At 41.6% G+C, this 16567-nt stretch carries 14 protein-coding genes and 1 riboswitch; of the genes, 4 read left to right on the top strand and 10 right to left on the bottom strand.

Annotated elements, in window-relative coordinates; genetic code table 11:
- Nucleotides 1-384 precede the first annotated feature (384 nt).
- The 3 genes from H5123_RS14265 (at nucleotide 385) to H5123_RS14255 (ending at nucleotide 3922) form a co-directional block, all read left to right on the top strand.
- Entirely contained in the window at nucleotides 385-831 is a 447-nt protein-coding gene (locus tag H5123_RS14265) for a DUF3293 domain-containing protein (protein ID WP_124017308.1), read from the top strand.
- 267 nt (nucleotides 832-1098) lie between these two features.
- A riboswitch (Lysine riboswitch) is annotated at nucleotides 1099-1273 on the top strand.
- A 134-nt stretch (nucleotides 1274-1407) separates the two neighbouring features.
- Nucleotides 1408-2802 carry a lysine-sensitive aspartokinase 3 gene (gene lysC / locus H5123_RS14260; protein WP_182698391.1) on the top strand — a complete coding sequence of 465 codons (1395 nt, stop codon included), beginning with the start codon at nucleotides 1408-1410 and terminating at the stop codon, nucleotides 2800-2802.
- A gap of 1 nt (nucleotide 2803) precedes the next feature.
- Nucleotides 2804-3922 carry a succinylglutamate desuccinylase/aspartoacylase family protein gene (locus H5123_RS14255; RefSeq protein ID WP_182698390.1) on the top strand — a complete coding sequence of 373 codons (1119 nt, stop codon included), beginning with the start codon at nucleotides 2804-2806 and terminating at the stop codon, nucleotides 3920-3922.
- A 96-nt stretch (nucleotides 3923-4018) separates the two neighbouring features.
- Here H5123_RS14255 and H5123_RS14250 read toward each other — a convergent pair whose 3' ends face one another.
- From H5123_RS14250 to H5123_RS14205, 10 genes are all read right to left on the bottom strand, one after another.
- On the bottom strand, nucleotides 4019-5146 hold the full coding sequence (locus H5123_RS14250; protein WP_182698389.1) for a site-2 protease family protein: 1128 nt from the start codon (nucleotides 5144-5146) through the stop codon (nucleotides 4019-4021).
- 199 nt (nucleotides 5147-5345) lie between these two features.
- Nucleotides 5346-5720: a DUF4144 domain-containing protein gene (locus H5123_RS14245; protein ID WP_182698388.1), complete on the bottom strand. Its 375-nt coding sequence runs from the start codon at nucleotides 5718-5720 to the stop codon at nucleotides 5346-5348.
- Nucleotides 5721-5758: 38 nt separating this feature from the next.
- Nucleotides 5759-7426 carry a DUF342 domain-containing protein gene (locus H5123_RS14240; RefSeq protein WP_182698387.1) on the bottom strand — a complete coding sequence of 556 codons (1668 nt, stop codon included), beginning with the start codon at nucleotides 7424-7426 and terminating at the stop codon, nucleotides 5759-5761.
- Between the two features lie 194 nt (nucleotides 7427-7620).
- Nucleotides 7621-8658 (bottom strand): class I SAM-dependent methyltransferase, encoded by a 1038-nt coding sequence (locus tag H5123_RS14235; protein ID WP_124017314.1) that lies wholly within the window; start codon nucleotides 8656-8658, stop codon nucleotides 7621-7623.
- 118 nt (nucleotides 8659-8776) lie between these two features.
- Nucleotides 8777-10054 (bottom strand): alkaline phosphatase, encoded by a 1278-nt coding sequence (locus H5123_RS14230; protein WP_404948318.1) that lies wholly within the window; start codon nucleotides 10052-10054, stop codon nucleotides 8777-8779.
- Between the two features lie 83 nt (nucleotides 10055-10137).
- On the bottom strand, nucleotides 10138-11091 hold the full coding sequence (gene gshB, locus H5123_RS14225) for a glutathione synthase (protein ID WP_124017316.1): 954 nt from the start codon (nucleotides 11089-11091) through the stop codon (nucleotides 10138-10140).
- A gap of 39 nt (nucleotides 11092-11130) precedes the next feature.
- On the bottom strand, nucleotides 11131-11871 hold the full coding sequence (gene rsmE / locus H5123_RS14220) for a 16S rRNA (uracil(1498)-N(3))-methyltransferase (protein ID WP_182698385.1): 741 nt from the start codon (nucleotides 11869-11871) through the stop codon (nucleotides 11131-11133).
- Nucleotides 11872-11920: 49 nt separating this feature from the next.
- Nucleotides 11921-12685: an endonuclease gene (locus H5123_RS14215; protein ID WP_182698454.1), complete on the bottom strand. Its 765-nt coding sequence runs from the start codon at nucleotides 12683-12685 to the stop codon at nucleotides 11921-11923.
- Nucleotides 12686-12759: 74 nt separating this feature from the next.
- The gene (locus tag H5123_RS14210; protein ID WP_182698384.1) at nucleotides 12760-13368 is read right to left on the bottom strand and encodes a SprT family zinc-dependent metalloprotease; all 609 of its coding nucleotides are present in this window, start codon (nucleotides 13366-13368) and stop codon (nucleotides 12760-12762) included.
- Nucleotides 13369-13449: 81 nt separating this feature from the next.
- The gene (locus H5123_RS14205; protein ID WP_182698383.1) at nucleotides 13450-14634 is read right to left on the bottom strand and encodes a hypothetical protein; all 1185 of its coding nucleotides are present in this window, start codon (nucleotides 14632-14634) and stop codon (nucleotides 13450-13452) included.
- Between the two features lie 590 nt (nucleotides 14635-15224).
- On the opposite strand from H5123_RS14205, the gene H5123_RS14200 reads away from it, so the two are divergent.
- Entirely contained in the window at nucleotides 15225-16541 is a 1317-nt protein-coding gene (locus tag H5123_RS14200; protein WP_182698382.1) for a sigma-54 dependent transcriptional regulator, read from the top strand.
- Nucleotides 16542-16567 lie beyond the last annotated feature (26 nt).

Below are 16567 nucleotides of genomic sequence, written 5' to 3'. Positions count from 1 at the left end.
AGAAAGATAGTTCCTTCTATCGCAAACTTATTTAATCGTATGAATGTTTTATCAAATGTAGAACAAATTTAGTACGACTGTAAACTTTACATCAATAAATCATCACACTCTCAACAATATTTGCTGAGCTTTTGAGGTGTATGTAGCCAACTTCGCTAAAGTGATTTATTAATGAGTAGAGGGTATTGTACTCGTTTTAGGTATTTGTTAACAAATTAAATGTTAAAAAATTAATATACCAATGAAGTACATAAAAGATTAATGTTGATAACATTATAATAGTTAATGATTTTTAAATATTATTCTTGTGATCTAGATCTCAAACCTTTTAGATATTTAAGCTATCTGATAGACTATTTTTGGCTTAATTGACGAAAATTTACTATGAAAAATGTTATAGATTCATTGTGGGATGACTATCAAACAACTCATTTTTTGTTCACTCAGCGTCTTTCTGATGATTTCCCATTTGCAATTGTTACTGCTCATAACCCCCTCGGCACTAGGCTCTCTCCTAGTCAAAATCGCTTACTTGATCGCCAGCTTCAATCTAAAATCCAACAATATAATCGTCCCTATCGCGCACTAGTCGGTGCGGCACCTGATTTGTCGCATATGGAAAAGAGCTGGGCTATTTTTATTGATAAAGAACAGGCTGTTGAGCTTGGTCGCGAGTTTAATCAATATGCCATTTATTACGTTAATAGAGGTTTAATATCCTTGATTGCATGTCTTGATACCATTAAACCGGAAGTGGCTATGGGGGCGTTCAATCACCGACTGCGTTTGGTGTATGAACTGCCAGAGTGCGGTCATATCCGTGATGAGTGATAAGTTATTCAAGCAATTAAACGGTTAAACAACACATTGCACTATAAAAAGATACAATACAGTGGTAATTGTCTCGACATTTTGCGTTAATGATGTTTTTTAGCTTGATATTGGCTTTTATTTCGTAATTTAGAACAATTATATAACCGCTATTGCTGTGCCTGAATTATCAAATATTCACGATTTTTAGCAGAACTGTGTTTTTTACTGTTTTTGCTGATTGACTTGATAGGGTATTTGTTGCTATTTTCAACTCCCTCCTTAGGGAGGAACAGAAGAGGAGCGTTAACTAGGTAGTAAGTGAGAGGATGCCAGTCCAATGACCACTTATGATGGAGATTAGCGCCGAGGTATCAGTTTGTTTGGCAAACATTGATATCGGTCGTTTAGGCTGAATCCTAACGATTGTCACCTATTTTTTTGGTGGAGAGCTTCTGGTGATGATTGCTGTTTCCCTTCTATAAGGGTGCGTTATCTTAGCACCAGGCTCTTCGAACGTAGTGTGTTCGGAGCGTATATCATGTTAGTAAATCACATCTTATTTTGTTGTCTTTCGCAAACTGCGGAGGCGTCTGTATGAACCTTGCCCCAGATAATGTTGCGCCTGAGAGTCATCGCTCAGAATTAGTGGTTGCCAAATTTGGTGGCACGTCAGTGGCTGACTATGCCTCTATGAGTCGTTGTGCCGATATCGTTTTGGCGAATCCTGCTACTCGTCTGGTGGTGGTGAGCGCCTCCAGCGGTGTGACTAACTTATTAGTAGAGCTAACCCAAGCGAATGTTAATGATGAACGTCGTTTAATATTGCTTAAGCAAATCGCCAAAATTCAATATGCGATCCTAGACGAATTAGGACGTCCTCAAGACGTGGCTGCCAGCATTGATAAAATTCTCAGCCGGATGTCGGTATTAAGTGAATCGCTAGAGCTGGATCGTAGCAAAGCGGTGATGGACGAATTACTGTCGACGGGCGAGCAATGTTCTTCGATTTTATTTTCAGCCGTTATCCGTGAAAAAGGCACCGCATCCGATCATTTTGATGTACGTCAAGTGTTACGTACCGACAGTCATTTTGGCCGTGCAGAACCACAAATTGAAGCTATAGCAAAATTGTCAGGTGATTTTTTACAGCCGTTACTTGCCCGTTATGTCATTGTCACTCAAGGTTTCATTGGCGCAGATGACAGTGGTAAAACCACGACATTAGGCCGTGGAGGCAGTGATTATTCAGCAGCTCTACTTGCTGAAGCTCTCTGTGCTACAGCGGTTGAAATTTGGACTGATGTTGCCGGAATTTATACCACTGACCCTCGACTTGCGCCTAATGCTCGCCCTATTGCAGAAATTAGTTTTAATGAAGCGGCTGAGATGGCCACCTTCGGCGCTAAAGTATTGCATCCTGCGACCATTTTACCGGCCGTTAGACAAAAAATTCAGGTGTTTGTAGGATCCAGTAAAGCACCTGAAATGGGGGGGACTTGGATCCGTCATCAAGTGGAAGATACCCCTGTTTTTAGAGCCGTTGCATTGCGCCGCGATCAAACTTTATTGAATCTTCATAGTTTACAAATGTTGCATGCTCAAGGCTTTTTAGCAGAAACGTTTGCAACCTTAGCAAGGCATAAAATATCGGTTGATTTAATCACCACTTCTGAAGTAAACGTATCGCTAACGCTGGATAAAACGGGTTCTGATTCAAGCGGGCAAGGATTATTAAGCGAATCGTTATTACAAGAGCTATCGCAGCATTGTCGTGTCAGAGTTGAAGAAAATTTAGCCTTAATCGCCATTATTGGTAATCGTATCGCCTCGACGGCGGGTATTTGTAGCCGGGTGTTTAAAGTGCTTGAAAACCATAATGTACGGATGATTTGTCAAGGTGCTAGCCCACATAATTTATGTGTGTTGGTGGCTGAATCTGAGGCGGCGCAAGTGGTTAATGCCTTACATCAAAATCTGTTTGAGTGTTGAGATGACTAAAGCAATCCAATCGTCTGTTCAGGTCGGGGAGTTGGCGACAGGGCAAGCATTGACAGTGCCGCTATATTCATTCATTGGTAGTGATAGTTCTGCGCCTAGTGCCTATATTCAGGCCAATGTTCATGGCGCAGAAGTGCAGGGCAATGCAGTAATTTATCAACTGATGACCTTGTTGGAAGGTTATCAGGTGTTAGGTAATATTACCTTTGCGCCATTAGCTAATCCGCTAGGAATTAATCAGAAGAGTGGCGAGTTTACCTTAGGACGATTTGACCCTATTACAGGTGTTAATTGGAATCGAGAGTATTTTGATCACCAAGTGGATGTTCAAGCTTGGTATCGCGAACACCAACATTTAACCGATAACGCTTTGTTTCAGGCTTATCGCTCGATGTTAGTGGAAGCATGCCAAAAGCGCTTAGCGCAACCTTTTGGGATCTCAACAGGTCATCGTCTGGCGGTAAATTTACAGACCATGGCTCACCAAGCCGACATAGTGCTTGATTTACATACTGGCCCTAAGTCGTGTAAACATCTTTATTGTCCTGAGTATGATATCGATGCCGCGAGATATTTTTCAATACCCTATACCCTCGTTATCCCCAATAGTTTTGGTGGCGCGATGGATGAAGCAACATTTTGTCCATGGTGGCAATTAACTCAATATGCAGTGAGCCAGGGCCGAGATTTTTCGGTACCCGTGTCGGCATTTACCTTAGAGCTTGCCAGCCAAGAACGCATTGATCTTGATGACGCACTCGTGGATGCTAAAGGTATATTGGCTTATTTAAGCTATCGCGGGGTGATAGCTGAGAACGTTAGCCCAGCAAAAATGGCGCGATTTGCTTGTTATTTACGAGATTATAAAAAGTTTCATGCACCTAAAGCGGGCTTGATTGAATATTGTGCTGTAGTCGGTGAGCCATTAGCTGCAGGGCAGCCATTGGTCAACATTTTACGTATTGACCTTTATGGCACTGATCAGGCTTTTCAAGCGATTAGTTTGCCCATGGATTGCGTGCCGATTTTACATTTTGCCTCCGCCTCAGTTCATCAAGGTACTGAGTTGTATAAAGTCATGACCAAGGTATTTGCTTTACCCTCAGTATAATAAACAGAGAGATTCAAATAAAAACGCCTGCAATATGCAGGCGTTTTTATGTGGTCAGTCATCAGACTAGGTTTTATTGGCATTCAGGCAATAGGACTAACTACCCAGAATTTGCAATGGAATAGCTAACATTTCATCGCCAGAGCCTGCAAAGTACCAAATAATGCCGACTAAACCTGCCACTGTGAGCAAATACCATACAGTAGAGAAAATCTGTCCATAGCGATCTAAAGGTAATAAGTGGCTCTGATGTCGTCCGCGCCACTCAAAGATAATCTCGACACTGCCAATCAGCAATAAAAAACCGAGTAAAGCCAAGCCTAAGCTGTAGCTAATGAAGACGCCTATGGCTGCACCTAAAATGCAGGCGATGAGGCCAATCAAGCTGTTCATCGAAAAGCTAATGCTTTTTAATATATGTCCGCCATCGAGAGGTAAAATAGGCAATAAATTAAACAGGTTCAGCAGAGCATTAAATGCCGCTAATCCGGCAAAGAATACGTTACCTGTTATCCAATAAAGTCCGACACAGATAATCGATAAAATCAGCCCAAAAGTGGGGCCCATTATTGAAATATACACGTCTTGCCAACGGGTGTTGATCCGCTCATCGCTCAAGGCTAAACCGCCAACAAAAGGGATTAAATAGATCCCTTTGGTTTTCATGCCGAAATGTTTCATCGCTCGAATATGACCATATTCATGAAACACTAAGCAACCGATAAGGGCTAAGGCAAATTGAAATGAAAATAGCCAAGAATAGGCGGCAACACTTGCTCCGGCAAAAAGAACCTTAACTACCTTAGCGCTTTTTAGCAGTTTAAAACCTAGTGAGGCAAGGCCTACAACACTGATTTTTTGGTTTTTTACCACGGCAACTTCAGGTGTTTGACGCTCAATATCTTTAACTGTACGTTGTCCTTGAGTAATGGACTCATCATCAATTAACAAACAATAATCAAGTTGAAATGGTTGCCAGTTAACATCGATTTCTAATCGTACTGGGAGTGGCGTGACACTTAGATTCGCGCTTGTATTTTCGGTTTCAGTCGCGATAGATGTTTGCCTGGTCAGTTCAAATGAATGGATGTGAAAGGCTTGGTCGGTGGCACTGGCAGACTTTTGTGATACTAGCTGATTGTCCCAATAAAGTTGCTGCCAACCCGCAATCGAGCCTTCTAGTCGCAAACGTTTACCTAGACATTCAATATTTAGTAATTCCATTAAGGATTCTCAGGGTTTAAGAGCTGTGAGCATAGAGGGCATTTTGCCAGAGCGATGGGTGTTGCTCAATGGGGGAGGCCATTATATTGGTTAATTTTAGTTTTGACTTATTTAACAAAGGCCATCAAGGATAAGTGTTTAACTTAACCATGATGGCGTCAATGAGTAGGCGGTAAAGGTCTTATTTAGGAGAGCGGGTTTAATAGAGCTGCTCTAACTCAGCTACAGTCGCGATACCTTGTTCAATGGTGGTAAAGATAATTTTTGAGCTGCAGCAATGGCCTTGAAATTGGCCATACTGACGAACAAGAGGCAATAGTTGTAATACACTCATATCATCACTGTGCTTGAGCAACGAAGGCAGCTCTGCCACGCTGCTATTCACTGATGCGAGCTGTTGCGATTGTGTTTGAATACCATAGACATGACCTACACTATCGATAAGTTTATCGTTAGCATCAAGAGTAAATTGATTTGCACAAATAAAGCTTAACCAATCTTGATGATTAACTAGGTACATTAACTCATCATCTTGATCAAACTTGAGTATTGCAGGCCAATGTACTTGTTGCATAGTGTATATTTCTACCTATATTTGCTGTGTTGAATTCGCTAGCGATTGCTGTAATCGAATGATATTTCTTGATTGACGTTTTTGGCAATGCACGGACCATGTTCACGTTGGGTGCGATTAAATGCATTGCCAATGTGGATTTCAACGTTGATGAATATGTGTTTTTCAGCTTGAATAACATAATTATTGTAATAGTTTTCAACTTCATTAAGGTGTTGTGTGTATTCAACTTCTTCTTTAATACGTTCAGTATCTATCTGGTTTTTTTGCTCGAGCATCATTTTAACTTGTTCAATCATGCCAGCATCACTTTGCCATTCCGCTTTAGGCGGTAGTTTACGCAATCTCGCCTCTAATTCTAAGCTCGCGACAACCATGCCTTTGATACTGTCATCTAATTCTTTAAGCTCTTGCTTTAACTCACCTTGATGCATAGCACAAAACAGTTCGGTTTTAGTACTGGCCGTAGCGCCAAATGCAATAGCCCTAATCCCTTTAGCTGCAGTGGCAATGCCGCCGACCAAGTCACCTCGTTTTCCTTGGGCATCGCTGACCGTTATAGTGTCACCAGATGTCGAATGACTGTGAAGCAACTGCTTAGTGACTAAAATATTACCCAGCGCTTCTAGTTGTGAATATTGTACAAATTGGGCACAAATTTGTCCGGTAGCTTTAATTTTAGTACTCAGTTCATGCTCTTTAATCAAGCGACCAATGACACCTTTACTGACAATCACATCGCCTTGAGCTTCAATAGTGGCAGACTCAACAAAGCCCATCACGGTGACATCACCACTGGCTTTAACTTCCATACCTTCGTGCACATCACCAGTAATTAATATACTGCCTTTAAAATTAACGTGGCCACAGCGAACATCAACATCTTTAATTTGCAGAATGTCGTCAACTTGCATGCCAGTACGGTTTTCCACTGGCTGACCAGGAACGGTGGCGATGAGTTGGTTGGGATCTTGAGGATGAAAGCTCGCGCCAGTGCCGGGCTCCATGGATTTATCTTTACCTGGAATTTGTTGCAGTACATCACCGTGGATATTAAACCCCGGAGTCCCTTTCGTTAATGGCGTTTTAATCATTAATACATCGTTGGGTTTGACGGTAATGAGTGAGCCTAAATCACGCATATCAACAGAGCCGTCTTCGCGTTCTTGTGGTTGCAATAGACGCTCGCGAGCTAAGGCAACTTTACGGGTTAATATTGCATCTTCGCCATTAACGGCTAACTTACCTGAGGCTATGATCCCCTCACAGGTTTCACCTGGGGGCAATATCGATAAACGCTGTATCAATGCCATAATCTTAGGTTTGCTGAGTCCCATTTTGATTTTTTGAGTTTTCAGGGTATTGAGTATGTCTGGTAGGGTGATATCTTTGCCGCCCCAAGCTGAAGTGATTTTCATGCTTGCTTGCATTTTATCGTCACTGACACTGATGCTCACAGAGCCATCTTTGCGCTCGGCAATCGTAAAAAAGAGTTCGTGTCCGCCAGGCGTTTGGCCACAAAGTGCATTGACTTCAGATACGGCTTTATTAATCGCGGGGATAATCGGAAATAACATCGTAAAATCAGCCTGTGTCAGCAAGGCATTAATATCATCCTCCGACACGGGGCCATGGGTATTGGGAATTATACGTAATTCCGCTTTGCTTTTATCTGCACTTAATGTGACGAGTGATGGCGTTAACATAACATCCTTTATTTTTATTTTTATATTCGGTCATTAGACGCCAGTACCATACCAACGAAACAAAGCCGAAAATGTGCGTTATTTTGCCTTTTCGTTAATTTAGCTGATATTTAGCTGTAATTCCAGCCGTAATGAGCTTTGCTGCCCATGAACTAAGCCAGTTGAGGTGAGATTTGGCGGGCTTTTAGGAGGGATTAACCTTGATGGGAATATAGCTTATATTTATTGTTTTCAGCTAACACTTCTACTTTGCCAAAATGAGTCGCAATAGTCTCTGAATAAGGTAAGTGGCGATTAGCGACAATTTGCCATATGCCTTTGCTGGTTAGTCGAGTTGCGCTTTGTTGGACAAATTGTGTGGCGATATCTGTAGTGTTGGTTAACCCATCATGAAACGGTGGGTTGGAGATAATACCGTCAAATTTACCGACAATTTGATTGAATCCGTCTGAAGGGTAAATTTTTGCGCGCATATTATTGGCTGCAAGGGTTAATTCGCATGAGAGTAGTGCCATCGCATTGATATCAATACATTCAATAGTTAGCGTCGGGTTAGCTTTGAGTAACGCCGCTGTAATGACCCCTGCACCACAACCAAAGTCGAGAACTCTGCCGTGTAAATTTTCTGGTAAATGCGACAGTAATAATTCAGTGCCCTGATCGAGACGTTTTTCGCTAAATACACCAACAAGATTACAAATTTGTAATTGCCCTTGCGGAGTCTCGAGTGAGTACTGGCTTACCCAATCACTAAGGGTTAATGCTGGCGCTGCTTGGGTTAAATAACTGACATACACCAGGCAATGGCGGGCATTATCTTGTTTGATTGGTGGTGAGTAATAATCAGGTGTGAGCTTAGCAATCGACTTTATTCCCCCTTTATTTTCACCGACAATGATCAGCTGGCCATCAATAGATAAATGCTGCGCAGCTAGTTGCAGTAAATAGCCCATTAACGGTTTAGCTTTGGGAAAATAAATAATCACACTATCAAATTTTGAACTTGCGAGTGAATCAGGTAATTGGTGACCAAAATAGCACTGTAATTTGTCATTGGTACAAGAGGACAATATCAGGTGATGATTAAAATCCAACGCTAGGGCGGTAACATGATGAGCAAACTCAAGACATTGATGTGCAAAAGTATCAGCTTCATAATTAAGCACTAACACATTTTGCTTTTCAAAATAGTGGCTGTTTCTGATTAAGGCTTGAGAAGGATTTGTTAACACGTCAGTTGCTCATAATGCTAGTGATAAGGTAAACACGCTGATACTAACACAATCCCCGCTGATAAGGGCGGGGATTGTGTGGGTCATCGTCGTTCGGCATTGATTAAGGTATTTATCTCTATTGTGGTAATAGGCTAAACATTTTAGTCGCGATATCAATGTTGTCTTGATGGCCGCTAAACAACCTTGCGCCAGGGCCTGCAGCGAATACTTGAACATCCATCGCGGTATGTCCGCCAGTTGTCCAACCGGTATTAGACTGAATATCAATTAATTTACGCAGTGCGACAGACAGTGGTTCGTTACCTTGCATACGAGCTGCTTGTAATTGGCTGTATTGTGCGTCGCTTGGAGTAAAACCCAAAAGTGTTGCGGTTAAAGGCTGCCAATTATCTTCAGCAATCGCGCGCGTAGCAATTGCATCTGGGCTGGCTTTAACCTTATGTAGCACCTGTGGATTCCACTCATATTTGTCATTTGCGCCAATAGATAACCCACCGGTATTATGATCGGCTGTTACCACCATAAGCGTGTCTTTACTTTGACGAACAAATTGTTCAACCACTTCAATTGCTGAAGCAAATTCATCCATTTCACCCATGGCCGTAGCAATATCGTTACTGTGGCCAGCCCAATCAATTAAGCTACCCTCTACTAATAACACAAACCCTTGGTTATTTTGTGACAGTAAATCTAGGGCTTTCTGGGTCATATGACTCAGGTTATGCGCTTGGTTATCGTTAATTACCCAAGGTAACTGGACATCAGCAAATAGCCCTAATACTTTTGGTTTAGTAACCGATTCAAGCTGGGCGAATTCAGTAATGTGTTGATAACCTTTAGCGCTAAACTGCTCAAGTAGTGTTGGGGTGAAATATTGCTGGCCCCCACCAAGAATCACATCTGCATCTGAGCTTAAATAAGCCTCTGCAATATCAATATAATTTCGACGGCTTTCATTATGAGCCAGAAATGCCGCTGGTGTTGCATGGTTGACTTGCGAGGTGACAGCTACGCCAGTTGATAAACCTAATGTTTTGGCTTTTTCCATTAAGGTGGTCAGCGGACGTTTTTCGATATCAACGGCAATGGCTCCATTATAACTTTTAACCCCAGTTGATAACGCAGTTGCTGATGCTGCTGAATCGGTAACATAACCGCTTACAGAGGCTGGGTAGGTGCTTGCCATCCCCACAAGTAAACGATCAAAAACCGTTTGTTCAATCTCTTCGGTCTCAGGATTATCTTTGTAATAACGGTAGGCTGTGGTGTACGCCGGTCCCATACCATCGCCAATCATAATGATAATATTTTTCGGTCTTGATGGACCGACCGTTGGCACATTATTGCTTACGGCGCTGTCTACAGTAGGCGACACTATGACTTCATCAGCCATAGCTCCAGTTATAATCAAACTAGATGCCAATATTAATCTACTGACTATTTTTGTGTAGATAGATAAATAATGCATGAATAATCCTATTTTTGCTGGCTTATACGGGCTTCGATGGCATCCATGAGCATACCAGTAATGCTAACGTCAAATGCTGCTTCGATTTCTTTAATGCAGGTTGGGCTGGTCACATTGATTTCAGTTAATTTATCGCCGATGACGTCTAAGCCGACAAAAATAAGGCCACGTTTTTTCAATTCTGGACCGATTGCCCGAGCAATTTTCCAATCACTTTCAGATAATGGTTGAGCCACGCCACTGCCGCCAGCTGCTAGGTTGCCACGAGTTTCACCTTTCATCGGAATACGCGCTAGTGCATAAGGTACTGGTTCACCGTCAACCACTAAAATACGCTTATCGCCTTGAGTGATTTCTGGGATAAATGCCTGAGCCATTGCGTATTGTTGACCATAACTGGTTAAGGTTTCGATAATCACTCCCACGTTAGGATCATCTTTTTTCACACGGAAAATCGAGGTGCCACCCATGCCATCTAATGGTTTTAAAATGATGTCTTGTTTTAGCTGGTGGAAGGCTCGGATACGTTTAGCATCACGAGTCACAATAGTGTCTGGGGTAAACTCAGAAAACCATGCGGTAAACAATTTTTCATTGGCATCGCGTAAGCTTTGTGGTTTGTTAACGATTAATACGCCTTCTTCTTCTGCACGTTCAAGCATATAAGTGGCATAGATAAATTCAGTATCGAACGGTGGATCTTTACGCATTAAAATAACATCAAGTTCTGCTAGCGGAGTATCGACGGACTCGCCTAAGGTAAACCATTGACTAGCATCTTGCTTAACTGATAATTCACGCATGTTGGCCATGGCTTTGCCGTTGACCATAGCAAGATCATGCATTTCCATGTAGAACAATTGGTAGCCTCTTGCTTGCGCTTCTAATAACATCGCGAAGCTCGAGTCTTTTTTGATATTAATGTCGCTAATAGGGTCCATAACAATGCCGAGCTTAATCATGTGTGTATCCTTAATAATATGCAGAGAGGTATCGGTATGTTAACCAATATCGCCAAATTTAACTTGTAATGCCGTAATGGCAGTCAATGATGCAGTTTCTGTACGCAGCACCCTAGGGCCTAATAAAATATCGGTAAAATGCTGGGTTTCTGTCATGGCAATTTCTTCGTCAGATAAACCGCCTTCTGGGCCAATGAGTAATCTTACTCTTTGATGTTGGCCGTTTAACTGTAAGCCATTAATGCCATGTGAAGCCCTTGGATGCAAATTCAGTTTTAATGCTTCAGTGGGTTCTGCACACCACTGTGCCAATGTCATTGCCGGGCGAACAATAGGTACGATACTGCGGCCAGATTGTTCACAAGCACTGACCACAATTTTTTGCCATTGCTGCAGTTTTTTCTCTAAACGCTCACCACTCAGTTTGACACCACAACGATCGGAAAATAACGGCGTAATAGTGGTTACGCCAAGCTCAACCGATTTTTGAACGGTAAATTCCATGCGGTCACCACGTGAAATCACCTGGCCTAAGTGTAAGTTTAATGGCGATTCACTGTGGTTTTTTTCACAACTCAATAGTGTGACAGTGATAGATTTCTTGCTGGTTTCAATAATCTCGGCTAAGTAATCATTACCGTCACCATTAAACAAACTGATGTGATCGCCCATTCCCATTCGCAATACTCGGCCGATATGAGCAACACCATCTTCATCTAATTGAAGCGTTTGCCCTTGCTGTAAATTGTCTTGGGGCTGAAAAATGCGTGGGACTCTCATCAGTGTTGACCTTATTTAATCAATTGTTCAAGGGTAGCTTGATCGCCAATTATCGAACTAAGCCGTTATTTTGGCATTGTTTGAATACAAAATCATTATGATTACCTTGGTTAGCTGCGATTAAGCTGTCGCGTTGACATTCTGTGGTACTAACCGGTTGCATTTTGTTCCATGCATTAAACAATTTTTGTTGGCTACTGCTGATTTGTAGACCATAGGTTTGTTGCATATAAAGGTAAGTTCGAGCGATCGGCCCTCTTGCACCTTTTGGTGGCTGCACTTTACGGCCTTTAAAGTCGACAATCATCTCGCATTGTCCGTACTGATCTGCTTTGCCGCCCCAATCACTAAACCTAAAGTTACTGCGGTCGCCATTGACCTCACCGACAGCAGGTACAAGGTTATGTAAATCGGCTTCCATTTTTTTAAATTGCGGGTTGTTTTTACCACAATTTTTACGTCCGCCATCTTGCCAACATTGCAGTTGATGACCAAATTCCCAGGCGGGGACGACGTGTTCCCATTCGATACGGTTGGCTCTAATAATTTGTTTTCTAACCAGATAGCCACAGCTAGCATGATCCGCTTGCCATAATTTACCTGCTATGGCGATATCACAGCCGCAATAGAAGGTGTTGAGTGGCAAGTGTTGCTGATAGATCTTTTTGGCAATGGCTTTGGCTTTACCGAAACTACTGGGGTGTTCTGCCGCAATAAGTGTTGATGAAAAAATGCCGCACAGTAGCGACACCCCAAATAACCAAGAATGAGTGGATGATAAGCGCAAAATAAACCCTAAAATTAACAAAAACATCATTACAGCGCAGGCTTAGCCTGTCATTTGGGCAGATGTTAAGCCATCGAATGCGATGACGCAATTGATAATATTTAAGGAGAAAAAGGGCTTAATGTTTGTTGGCAACGGCGACAGCGATATTGAGTTTGGCCGCGGACAATTCTGTTATGACGTCTTATGGTTAAGTGGATGCTGCCACAGGCGCAAAAATATTCGAACTGTTGGCCACTGACAGACTGAGTATTGAGTTGGTGAGTGGTCTTGGGGGCAATATTAAATGTTGTCAGCATAACGCTTTGCCATTCTTTACCATGAGGTTTTACTTTACCAAACAGATGAAAACACACTAAATGGCTAATTTCATGTGGCACAACTTCGTTAATAAAAATATCGGGGTTTTCAGCCAGTAACACCGGGTTAAAGCGTAATTTATTCGCTTGTAAATGCGCTGTGCCGGCGCTTTTTCCACGTAAGCTGAAATGCACACAAGGACGGGGGAATTGGCGTTTGAAATGCAGCTCGGCTAACTGGTAATCGGCTTCGACTTTGGCCAAGATCTGCAGTTGTAAGGGGTTACTAACGTTCGTGTTTAGTGGTTGCTTGGTGCGAGGGCGCGCTGATAATGAAGATTCCTTGGTATGGATATCTTGCGTTAACGCTTGGTGCGCGCGTTGGCTGAAATTAAAAATACTTTTAAACATTTTGGGTTGCTTCACTTGCTTGAATGATTAACGAAAGATTCAGGCAAGTAAAGTATTGACCTGTTAATTTAGTGTATCGATTTATAGTGTGCTCGCTGCCGCAGCTATCATGGCACGTATTTGTTCAACAATGTCTGATTCTACTTGCGAGTCGTAACCTTTAATGCGTGGAGTATGAATGTGTCCTACCGGTAAATTCAAGTTAAATTGATCTCGAAGTAAAATACTGCGATAGGATATTTCGTTAGATAAATAGCCGCCACCAGAGCCTTCTACAGAAATTTCATTTTGTAATTCAGCCAGTGATGATGCTTTAAATTGGCCCCGAGATAAGCTGCTAACTTGATTGTTATCATTAACACTCCAGTGACCTTTTACCGCTGCCATCGCCTCTACAGGTAATGAGAATTGCACAAACTCAGGACCATTTAATATCCCATCGTTTGAAGTGCCTCCGTTAAATAGCGGCGCTTTTGGATTGGTGCGACTTGCTCCAGTTAATACATTTAAATTATCTGGTGCCTCTGCACTGCGGTTACGTCCAGGAAAGCGTTCAATATCAAAATTATCACGACCCATGCTAATGGTAAATACCATGTCAACACTGTTCTCTCGATAAAACGGTGTCAGTAACGATTCGATAATACCATTATCAAAATCACTAAATCTCACTGGGATCATCACAGTTTCAATCTGTACTTTTTTTCCATTAACTTCAAAATGATAACCGTCGAGAGCTAAAGCAGCTAAACCTGACGGATTACTTTGGCCGATATCCTTATCAAGGAAAAAAGGATCAAAACCAGTGACCAAGATATTAATTTGGCTGTCGGAATAAAATTCAATATCACTAAAGCCACGGGAGGATTTCTCCACCGCTTTGACCAAAATCTCGCGTTGCCAGTCGGCAAGATTAAATCCTGCTTTGTCTTGTTTTAAGACCTTACGCATGCTTAATCGACTCCAGTACAAGGAGCGATCATCACTGTGTCCAGACTGAACATCCCTCACAGCTTGTTGCCATAATCTATGTCCTTGATGGGCTGCCATTTCTGTCACCGCTAATTCATCGGTGGATTGAGCTAACTTGACCTCCAAGGTATCACTAATGGCTTGATAACGATTAACCACCTGAGGTAGGGTTTGTTCCGCCTTTAATACGCGAATTTCTTCAACATTTTTGGGGAGTTGTCCTGCGTTAACTGCAGCAGATAAGGTGACTAGTGCCAATGAACTTAACATTATACAAGCATTGTATTTAATCATGACGGTTCCTTTAGGACTCCTAGATATCTATCTTTAGGTTGCGTTTAACGACTTTACTGCCCGTGAGACGGACTAACGATTAGTCTAGGTTATATTTATAACACAGTTGTTTAGGTGGTTTAAGAGCACGGTTAACTCTTGTGCACGAGCAAGCTGTTTTTGAGCGCCGATTTATGTGGATATTTGGGGTAATAGTTAAATGTTGCATATATGTCAATTTAATTACTGCTTTTTGTATACTATTAACACTTCTGTACCATACTATGGTCATAAGAAAGATGTAGCTGAGATAACAGATACATTAAAGTTAGTCATCATTACGATCAATCTGGGGTGATTAGTCGATAAAAAGATGATTAAAACGTACAAAGTGTGGTTCTGAGTGGGTATCCATATTGAATCCAATAATGATACTGCTCATGAGTAACTACATTACTTAACTTATGTATTAAGTTACCGATGATATAAACGATTAACATGTCAGCAGGGTTTATATTCAAGTAATATTGTCCGGTTATATCTATAGATAAGATGCACGGGCTAGCCTTGTGTTAGCCCTTTTGTGATTTCTTTATCGAAAGGATATCAACATGAAAACGTTACTCATAGCAGGTTTTCAGTGTAAGGAGCTAAATGAAGTACTTTCTCGATTAGATTTTAAGCTGCATTACATTGATAAGTATGATCAAAATAATATACCTAATAATTGTGCCCTATGCTTAATCGATCTTCGAAAAGGAAATATTGAAAATGAAATCAGCCACTTAGTTAAAATTTTGGTCCCCAAGATCCATATTATTGTACTGATCAATAAATCACAACTCGAAATAAAAGATATTACTACCTTCATTGCGCAATATGCCTGGGATTTTTGCACGAGTCCAATCGATCCAGAAAGGTTAGAAAAGTGTCTAGGTCATGGCATCGGCTTGTCTAAATTAAAACAGCAGCATCATGCGCCAAAGCTTGAGCAAACTGGCAAAGAAACTGAGCCATCAGTGTACCAATCAGACGTCATGCAACAGTTATTTCGTCAAGTTGAGCGAGTTGCACCAACAGATATTCCAGTGCTTATTCGTGGTGAATCTGGCACAGGTAAAGAATTAGTCGCCACTAAGTTACATCAATTATCTTCCAGAAAAGATAGACCTCTTATTACCGTTAATTGTGGTGCTATGGCGGCAGGTTTAATTCAGTCAGACTTATTTGGTCATGAAAAAGGTGCTTTTACAGGAGCAACAAGTAACCGGAAAGGCAAAATTGCATTGGCTGATGGCGGTACATTATTATTAGATGAAATAGGTGATTTACCCGCGGAATTACAAGTCAATTTATTGCGTTTTTTACAAGAGGGTTTGTACGACTCTGTGGGTGGCGGTAAATCTCAATCGGCTGACGTGCGTATTTTAGCGGCAACTCATGTTGATTTAGAAAGTGCTATCGATAAAGGTCGTTTTAGGTTAGATCTCTATTATCGCTTGAATGGCATAACCATTAACACCCCAAGATTAGAAGAAAGGCGTGATGATATCATCGGTCTAGCCAATCGATTCATTCGAATGTATTCGAATGAATATGGACTGGTGGCTAAGCCATTATCGCAATCTGCATGCCATGCATTATTAAACTATTCATGGCCAGGCAATGTCCGAGAGTTAATTAATCGTGTTCGTCGTGCTGTGGTACTGTGCGACATGCCGCAGATCAGTGCACAAAACCTAGAGTTAGCTAATATTGACAAAAAGCGTCACATCGCGCTCTCGCTTAAAACCTTAAAAGACAATGCCGAAAAACAAGCCTTACAACAGGCCATTCTAATTGCTGATGGCCAAGTTGAGCTTGCAGCAAGTTATTTAGATATTTCAAGGGCAACCTTTTATAGACTCATGGACAAACATGATTTATAGCTGATTTAATTTGGTTTAATTTGGTT

The organism is Shewanella sp. SR43-4 (assembly GCF_014163845.1).
Lineage (GTDB): Bacteria > Pseudomonadota > Gammaproteobacteria > Enterobacterales > Shewanellaceae > Shewanella > Shewanella vesiculosa.
Note: the sequence above shows the minus strand (reverse complement) of the source record. Positions and strands in the feature narration are given on the sequence as shown.